This is a genomic window from Paenilisteria riparia FSL S10-1204, assembly GCF_000525995.1.
Classification (GTDB): Bacteria; Bacillota; Bacilli; order Lactobacillales; family Listeriaceae; genus Listeria_A; species Listeria_A riparia.
Genome location: NZ_AODL01000040.1, coordinates 1 through 9058, shown reverse-complemented (window position 1 = coordinate 9058; position 9058 = coordinate 1). Strand labels below are relative to the sequence as shown.

Sequence of the window (9058 nt, the reverse complement as noted above, 5' to 3'; positions counted from 1 at the left end):
CCGGAAGCGCAGCAGTACTGGTGTATGTGATGACTGAAAGCAGGGAGGGAGTCGTATCCCCGACCATGCGAGAAGTTAAGCGTAGCGTATGCGAAGTAGAACCGGAAGTCCGCCAAACTCCCTGAATGCGAGCGCTTGTCGCCGATTTATTTGGGTTATGTCCCAGACTCTTTTTTGCGCAAAAAATAACTACCAGTTGGTAGTTATTTTGGTTTATTTAATTTACTGCTCGCTTTTCTTCAATTACGCTCATATCGAGAATATTTTCATATGCAGCTTGGAACTTTTGTACATCGCCTGCACCCATGAATAGGATGACAGCATCTTTGTAGTCCAAAAGCGCTTCTGTGTGTTGTTCTTGAATCACATGTTGTCCTTTTGTTTTAGCTGCTAAGTCTTGAATAGTAAGCGTGCCACGGTTCTCACGGGCTGATCCGAAAATATCACATAAATATACTTCGTCCGCTAAATTTAAACTGTCTGCAAAGCCTTGTAAAAAGGCCTGTGTCCGCGTAAATGTATGCGGCTGAAATACTGCAACAACTTGACGGTTCGGATATTTTTGACGTGCCGCATTGATAGTCGCGCGAATCTCTGATGGATGGTGCGCGTAATCGTCTACTAACACTTGATCTTTTTTCTCTGTAATGCTGAAACGGCGCTTAACGCCTTCAAATGTGCGTAATTCTTTTGCAACATCATCAGTTGGAATGCCTTCATAGTCGCACAATGCAATGACGCTCAGTGCGTTCAACACATTATGGTCACCGTATGTTGGAATGATGAAAGTCCCGCGAAACTCACCTTTATGATACACATCAAATGTTGAACCAGTCGTTTCTTTTACAATATTCTTGGCTTGAAATTCATTACCATCATCAAAACCAAAATAAATGACAGGAACTTCTAGCTCTAAACGTCGCAATTGTCTATCGTCACCTAAAGCAAATTACGGCTTTTTTCACCTGTTTACCAAAAGATTCAAACGCATTAAATACGTCATCCTCACTCTTAAAGTAATCCGGATGATCCCAATCAATATTTGTCATGATGGCATAAGTTGGTGAATAAGCAAGGAAATGACGTTGGTACTCACAAGCCTCCAAAGCGAAATACTCCGCGTTCGGGTTTCCTTTCCCAGTGCCGTCACCAATTAAGAAGGATGTCGGGCGCAACGCTTCTAATACATGCGAAAGTAAACCAGTGGTTGATGTCTTACCGTGCGAGCCAGTAATAGCAACACTTGTATAGCCTTCAATCAATTGACCTAAAAACTTGTGATAGCGGATGACTGGTAAATCCATGTCCATCGCTTTCTTAATTTCAGGATGGTCATCTTTGAATGCGTTCCCTGCAATAACAGTTAGACCTTCTTTAATATTATCTTCAGAAAAAGGCAGAATTGTAATCCCGTTATCTTCCAATGCTTTTTGTGTGAAGAAATATTTCTCAACATCACTACCTTGCACACAAAAGCCTTTATCGAACATAATTTGAGCCAGTGCACTCATGCCTGCTCCTTTAATCCCAACAAAATGATACGTCGTCATTAATTGAACCCCCAGAATTTTAATCTTTGAAGAGGTAGCCTAAAAAATAGTGTGTTGCCAATTCTTGGAACGAGCATTTTCATTATTTTTATTATTTCTAGACATCTTCTTAAATTTTGAACCTTGTGTTTGTTGTGCTCTCATTCTTCGTTGTAAAAACTCACTAAGACATTATAACACTTTATGAGCTATTTAGAAATCACCAATAGGAAATTTATATCTAAGGACTTACTTTTTTAAGATTTTGCGCATGTTTTTATAGCAGTGTGTACGCTAATGGAACTACCAGTGTATTATAAATCACGTATTTTTTCTAGTTGTTCACGCGTAATAATAACATCTCTCGGTTTGGAACCATTCGTTTCAGAGACTATATTATGCTGTTCTAACGACTCCATTAATCTGGCTGCGCGATTATAGCCAATTCGGAAGTGTCGTTGCAAAAGGGACGTCGATGCGCCATTTTGCGATAAGACAAAATCACATGCCTCATCGAAAAGCTCATCCTTATCTTCCTTAGCGACTTCACGCTCCAATAGCTCTTCTTGTTTAAAAAGATAATTGGGCTCTGCTTGATTTCTAACATGAGCGATAACAGCATCTATCTCTTGATCACCGACATACGTTCCTTGAAGGCGCACTGGCTTGGAGGCGCCACTTGGCAAGAAGAGCATATCCCCTTTTCCAAGTAGTTTCTCGGCACCTGCCGTATCGATAATCGTTCTCGAGTCAATTTGCGAGGATACAGAGAAGGAAACACGTGTCGGGATATTTGCCTTAATAAGACCGGTTATAACGTCCACAGATGGCCTCTGTGTCGCTACAATCATATGAATACCACAAGCCCGGGCTTTTTGCGCAATTCGGCTAATTGCTTCTTCTACGTCGTTTGGTGCGACCATCATTAAGTCGGCTAACTCATCAATGATAATTAGAATGTACGGCAGTTTTTCGCCGGAATGTTCAGGATGCGAAGAATATTCATTGAATTTCTCCATATTTCGAACACCCGCATGAGAAAATAGCTGGTATCTTCGTTCCATTTCATCGACGGCCCATTTCAGCGCGGCTGTTGCTGCTTTTGCATCGGTAATCACTGGGCTAACAAGATGCGGAATACGATTATACGGCGCTAGTTCTACCATTTTCGGATCGATAAGTAGTAATTTTAATTCGTCTGGCGTGGCTTTGTATAGCAAACTAATCAGCAGGGAGTTGATGCAGACACTCTTACCCGAACCTGTTGCCCCAGCAATTAAACCGTGAGGCATCGTCTGGAGGTCTGTTACAATCGGAACGCCTGAAATATCAAGGCCAAGCGCTGCTGTTAATGGTGATTTACTCGACTGAAAAGCTTGACTGTTCATAATTTCGGAAAGCATGACAGGACGGCTTGTTTCGTTTGGAATCTCGATGCCAATGGTGCTTTTTCCCGGAATTGGTGCTTCAATACGGATATCTTTCGCGGCTAAGTTTAGCTTGATATCATCGGTTAAATTAGTGATTTTACTGACCTTTACGCCTTTTTCTGGTTGTACTTCGAATCTTGTAACGGCGGGGCCTTGCGTCACATTGACCACTTTCGCTGATACATTGAAGTTCGTAAGCGTTTCGTTTAAAAGTTCTTCTTGGAACTCTAGCCATTCAGCATCTTCATTTTCAAAAACGGGCGGCTTGAGTAAATGTAGCGATGGGAAATAATAGCCATTGGCGGACTCGTCCTCGGTTTTATTGCTTTGGAAAACGGGTGCAATGGTGGCTGGCTTTTCTTCTGCAATTTCTTCTTGTTCGACAGTTTCATGCTTGGCTTTTTGTTGTTTATCTTGATTTACCATCATGACGTTGAATGGAATTCTTGTCTTTGGTAGTGTACTTCTTTCGCGTGGCGCTTCTTCTGCTTTTGGTGTTTCGTGAATCAACGTGATTCGTTCAGGAGCAGTTGCCGGCTCTTGTTCTTCTGGTATTGTTTCAATTTCTTCGACTTGCGGTTCTTCGATTGCCACTACTTCTTTCATGTTTTCTGGCTCTTCTATGACTTCTTCCATTTCCGCTACCAATTCTGATTGAGCAACCTCTTCCACAACAGGTTCACTTTCCACCAAAACATTGCTTTGAATAATCTCAATGGCCTCGCCTACTAAATCACGGGTTGGCTCTATCACTTCTTGTTCTTTTGTGACATCGAATTCAAAACGGCTAGGCCTTTTCTGGAATGCAAAAACAGGTGATGGGACATCTGTTGGTTTGAACGGGCGCTTTTTCTCGATATCCGGTTGTGCCACTGTTTTTTTTCGTGAAACGACTCTTTTTGGTTCACTATGTACAGCTACTTGATTCTGCACTTGCCTCGGCTGGTCTGGAATGAGCGGAAAACGGAATTCGCCCTTCGGATATTGGTATACCATCTTTGTATGGATTTCGCGTACTTGTTTCGTTGGTGTTTGATTTGAACGCCTTACACCAACTTTTTTTGGTTGCTGTTCTGATACTATTTTGATTGGATGTACTTGCGCTGGCACCTGTTCTTTCGGCTTAGCTACTTGCACTTCCTCATATGCTTCTTCTCGATCGGCAAAGAAAAAATCTTTAAACCATCCCATTTTATATCACTACCTAAATTATTTTTTAACTGCGTCTTTTACTGATTCTAACAGAGAATTTTAGATAAAGCTATTAAGAACTATGAAAGGCTTGTAAATCGCTTTATATGAGCATTTAATCCATCATAACTTAAACTTATAGCGTCGTAATTAAACCTCATAAATACAATATATAGATTAATTGTATACTAAGAACAAGAAAAATAAGACACCTCTCAATCAGCAAGAGATGTCTTATTCTTAAAATGTTATCGGGTATGCTGCACCAGTCTCATAGCTATCGTCTAAAACCATGATACCTTTTTCTTGTGGTGCGTCAGGAATCGCAAGTTCACGCGCCGCACAAATCATGCCAAACGAATCTTCTCCGCGCAAGTTGGATGGCTTAATAATTAAACCGCTAGGCATTACCGCGCCAATTTTGGCAACCACGACTTTTTGTCCTGCTTCTACATTTGGTGCGCCACATACGATTTGGACGGTTTTATCGCCTAAATCCACTTGGCATACATTTAGTTTATCTGCGTTTGGATGTTTTTCTTTCGAAACAACATATCCGACGACGAATTTCGGCGAAAGATCTGCCTCCACGACGAAATCAAAGCCATTGTCCGCTAATTCTTGATTAATGAACGCTACGTCTTCTTCTGTCAAATTCACTTTACCATTTGCATCGAATTGGCGTTTTTTCGAAACTTCGAAGATATTAATCGCTACCGTTTCGCCTGTTTCTGCGTCAAAAATACGCGTTACATTGCCTTTTGATTCATTGTTTGTTTTTTCTACATCCTTTAGGTGGACTAAAAGCGTGTCCCCTACTCCTTTTTCGTTATAAAATGCATTTACAATCACGTTAACTACTCCTTTGGTCTGTTTTTGGCCATAATAAAGATCGGTTCTAGTTTACCATCATTATACACTAGCGGTAAAGAGGTAATTGGTGCAAGCCCGTCTGCAAAAAACTGCATCGTCATGTGCGCCAACACATCATAGCCCGTATTATTTCGAATATCCGCCACAATCAAAACGTCCTGATGTGGCACTGCAAGCACCATTTCACCTTCCAGTTGCGCTCGCATTTCCTGCAAAAACGCCTCATTCAAAATCCGACTCGCATCATAACCATCATTCGTTCGTACAAAATAAAAATCATTCCCCGCTACGGAATCCTTCTTTGTCGGCGTCTCTCGTTGTCGTAAATTAGCTAAAGCCGCCAGCCGGACATCATCTAATGCCAAGCCGTCCTGTAACGCATCTTCTTCAATAAATCGGTAGGAAGACCCAATATCCACTACATAAAAAATCGCCGTCTCAGCCGTATGCTCTTCCACCAATAACGCCCTGCCATCCTTCGTCTCACGCGGAAACGAAGTCGCACGAACGACCGGATACACTTGCGCTAAACTATCGCGTAGATTCAAAGTATGTTGCGAAGCTTTCAAACCTTCCACGACATAATACACGATTTTCTCCACCGCAACATCGCCATTTTCTTCCCAATTCGCAATAATTTGTGGAATAGATAGCGTGATAGAATTGCCAGCTTCCGTCACTTTCAACGTATCCTTCTCACGATCATAACTGAACGCACGATTCGGGTGCTCAAGCTCTTTTTCCAGCCGTTCTTTCATCTTCATCGTTGTCATTTTCAAAGCAAAGCCCTCCCCTCTTCCTTATAGCGCATCGATAAAATCATTAATTTCCTCTTTCGTTTTCCGATCCTTGCTTACAAAACGCCCGATTTCCTCGCCATCTTCAAATGCCAAGAAACTAGGAATCCCAAAAATCGCTAAGTCCGCACACAAATCAATAAATTGATCACGATCCACATGCAAAAAAGTAAAATCTTCATGCGCCGCTTCAATTTCAGGCATAACCGGCTCGATAAATCTACAATCACCACACCAGTCCGCACTAAACATAAAAATCGTTCTTCCATTATCTTTTCGTTCATTAAATTCTTCTACTGACGCTAAATGTTTCATTATTTCTCGACTCCTTCTTCGTTTCTAAGTTAATCCTAAAGCTCTCACCAAAATTAGTAAAGAATTACGCTCAAAAAGTTGCTATGTCTGTCATTTTCTTCTATCATTGCAGACAAGGAGGCGTTTTTTATGGAGTATCATATTTATTTAGCCGGAGAAATTCATTCGGATTGGCGCAACCAGCTTCGAGCAAGCATCAAAGCCAAGCCCGGTATCACGTTTCATTTTTGGGGACCGCAAGAAAATCATGACCTTTCCGATGCAATCGGTGAGCACGTGCTTGGCGAACAACCAAATGCGATTTACAAAGACTTACAAGCATCAAAAATCAATAATTTACGCACAGAATTGCATTTAAAAAAAAGCAGATTTAGTCATTGCCTTATTCGGCGAGAAATTCAAACAATGGAATACAGCAACAGATGCAGCCACAGCCATCGCGCTTGGCAAACCAACCATCATCATTCGCCCAGAACCACTACACCACCCGCTGAAAGAACTATCCGAAAAGGCAAATGTGACGGTAGAAACGATTGAACAAGCCGCACAAGTAATCGATTATATTTTTGCATAACCTTCAAAAAGAAGCGCCCGACTATTTAAGGCGCTTCTTCGTGTTCACACTATCTTTCCACGACCAGAGGTAACCGAAACCCAAAACCATCGCAGCACCAATGAGTGTCATTATAATCCAGCCTAGTTCCGTATTTTTGAAATAAGGTAATCGTAATACATAACCAAACAAAAATACCAATGCAGAAATCGCCATGATGTTGCCCGTTAAAACTACCGGGGAACGCCATAAATTACGCATTATCGCGAATCGTCTCGTAAGTTGTCTTATCAAGCTTGCGAATCACGGTTGTAATCATTTCTTTGGCTGCCGCATAATCATCTACGTGTAAAATTGTGTTTGATGAATGGATGTAACGCGCCGGCACACCAATCACCGCACTAGGAATCCCGCTATTTGATGTATGCACCTTACCAGCATCCGTTCCTCCCGGAGAAGTGAAATATTGATACGGAATTTGATTGGATTCGGCTGTGTCTAGCAAGAATTCGCGCATACCCCGATGCATAATCATCGTCCGATCGAAAATACGCATTAAGAAGCCATTACCGATTTGACCGAACTGCGTCTTGTCGCCCGTCGTATCATTTGCAGGACTAGCATCTAAAGCAAAGAAAATATCCGGTTGAACCATGTGCGCACTCACACCCGCACCACGAAGCCCTACTTCTTCTTGCACATTGGCACCTGCATACAATGTATTTGGTAACTGCTCATCTTTTACTGCTTTAAGCAACTCAATCGCAAGCCCAACACCGTAACGGTTATCCCAAGCTTTAGCCATAATTTTTTTCGGATTAGCTAGCGGCGTGAATTCTGTGACAGGAACGATTTGTTGCCCTGGTTTCACACCAATGGCAAGCGCGTCCTCTTTGTCGTCCGCACCGATATCGATGAGTAAATTCTTCGGATCTGTCGGCTTGCTACGTTCCGCTTCCGTCAACAAATGTGGCGGCACAGAAGCAACAACACCAATGACCGGGCCGTTTGCCGTAATCACTTGCACCCGTTGCGCCTGAAGCACTTGCGGATTCCAACCACCGATTGTTTGAAAAGCAATCATGCCGTTATCCGTAATGCGCGTCACCATAAAGCCAACTTCATCCAAATGACCAGCAACCAAAATCCGCGGCCCACCTTCTGCGCCATGACGCACACCGAAAATACCGCCCAATCCATCTTGAATAACTTCATCTGACAACGGCGTAATTTCTTGTCTCACAAAATCGCGCACAAACTGCTCACTTCCAGAAGTTCCTGGCAGTTCCGTTAATGTTTTAAATAGTTCCAACGTTTCTTTTTCCATTTAGCATCCGTCCTTTTTCCGAGATATCCTCCACATTATATCACTTTTAAAAGCATCGACCTAAGAAAAAGCCACGAAAATATGTAAAGGCTTTTATATTTCCAGATTAAGCGTTATAATAAAAAACAGCAAACGTTTTTCAAAATATAAAAAGTAAGATTTAGGGAGGCAAACAATGAACTGGAAAATATTTATTGCAGGTGTTGTAGCAGGGGCTGCAGCAGGCCATGTTATCAATCATTATCTACTTGAGCCAAAAACGATATCAGGTGATGTCATTTTAGAAAACGTGAAAGAAGCTTTCAAACAAGAAGGCCCAATCGAAGGCTCATGGATTCAACTTAAAAAGCAACATTACAAAAAGTTCGCTATGGACACATTCGTTTATCATGGCGGAATCACAGCCATCCGTGACGGCGAACGCAAACAATTCGAGTTCATCGCAGACGCAACGACCGGAACGGTTATCGATGTCTACTTAGCCTAAAATAAAAAACGAGTCTGGGACATAACCCAAGTAAATCGGCGACAAGCGCTCGCATTCAGGGAATTTGGCGGACTTCCGGTTCTCACATACACCAGTATGCTCCGCTTCCGGCTTCCACCAAACTCCCTGAATACAAACGCTTTCGCTCGATTTGTGTAAAGCAAAATTTTTCGTCTTACCCAAAGTAAGTGGCTTGGCGGTTTTGCTTTATCTTGAGTTTTGTCCTAACCTCGTTTCTTACGTTTAGTCAAGCAATAAATCGCATAAGAATATAGGTATTGTAGACATAGAAAATTAAGCCTGCTACTTTTCAATTTAAAAAAGGAAAGCAGACTGTTATAAAAAAAGTAACTATCCACCCGTGTGAACGGGTGGCTTTTTATTAGCCCTAGAAGGGCTCAATACTCGCTTGGCCCCTAAAGGGACCCTTCCTAAGTGACCGCCAACCGCTTCTATGCTGCTGATGTTGACAAATTTTTATGTTTTGAATGGGTCCATGTATTCTCGTTTGTCTTATTACTACGCTTAATCCGGTCCTCTGCTTCTTGTTCTCTTA

6 protein-coding genes and 3 pseudogenes are annotated in these 9058 nt (G+C 42.1%); 2 read left to right on the top strand and 7 right to left on the bottom strand.

Going from position 1 to position 9058, the window contains the following annotated elements; translation table 11 throughout:
* Positions 1 to 217 precede the first annotated feature (217 nt).
* The 5 genes and pseudogenes from murC to PRIP_RS15255 all read right to left on the bottom strand — a co-directional run.
* Positions 218 to 1550: pseudogene (gene murC / locus PRIP_RS15275) on the bottom strand (UDP-N-acetylmuramate--L-alanine ligase).
* Positions 1551 to 1843: 293 nt separating this feature from the next.
* Positions 1844 to 4150 (bottom strand): DNA translocase FtsK, encoded by a 2307-nt coding sequence (locus PRIP_RS15270; protein WP_036102348.1) that lies wholly within the window; start codon positions 4148 to 4150, stop codon positions 1844 to 1846.
* Between the two features lie 240 nt (positions 4151 to 4390).
* Entirely contained in the window at positions 4391 to 5002 is a 612-nt protein-coding gene (ytpR, locus tag PRIP_RS15265) for a YtpR family tRNA-binding protein (protein ID WP_036102345.1), read from the bottom strand.
* A gap of 5 nt (positions 5003 to 5007) precedes the next feature.
* Complete coding sequence (locus PRIP_RS15260; protein ID WP_036102351.1) at positions 5008 to 5796, bottom strand: DUF1444 domain-containing protein; 789 nt, start codon at positions 5794 to 5796, stop codon at positions 5008 to 5010.
* Positions 5797 to 5823: 27 nt separating this feature from the next.
* Positions 5824 to 6144: pseudogene (locus tag PRIP_RS15255) on the bottom strand (thioredoxin family protein); the annotation flags it as partial.
* A 120-nt stretch (positions 6145 to 6264) separates the two neighbouring features.
* On the opposite strand from PRIP_RS15255, the pseudogene PRIP_RS15250 reads away from it, so the two are divergent.
* Positions 6265 to 6709 (top strand): annotated as a pseudogene (locus PRIP_RS15250) (YtoQ family protein).
* Positions 6710 to 6730: 21 nt separating this feature from the next.
* On the opposite strand, the gene PRIP_RS15245 reads toward PRIP_RS15250, so the two are convergent.
* Positions 6731 to 6949, bottom strand: a complete 219-nt coding sequence (locus PRIP_RS15245; RefSeq protein ID WP_036102338.1) for a hypothetical protein — start codon at positions 6947 to 6949, stop codon at positions 6731 to 6733.
* Positions 6942 to 8015: a M42 family metallopeptidase gene (locus PRIP_RS15240; RefSeq protein ID WP_036102336.1), complete on the bottom strand. Its 1074-nt coding sequence runs from the start codon at positions 8013 to 8015 to the stop codon at positions 6942 to 6944. Before PRIP_RS15240 ends, PRIP_RS15245 begins: the two co-directional genes overlap by 8 nt.
* Positions 8016 to 8190: 175 nt before the next feature.
* Here PRIP_RS15240 and PRIP_RS15235 point away from each other — a divergent pair, with 175 nt between their 5' ends.
* Positions 8191 to 8502, top strand: coding sequence for a PepSY domain-containing protein (locus PRIP_RS15235; protein ID WP_036102332.1), 312 nt, complete (start codon positions 8191 to 8193; stop codon positions 8500 to 8502).
* Positions 8503 to 9058 lie beyond the last annotated feature (556 nt).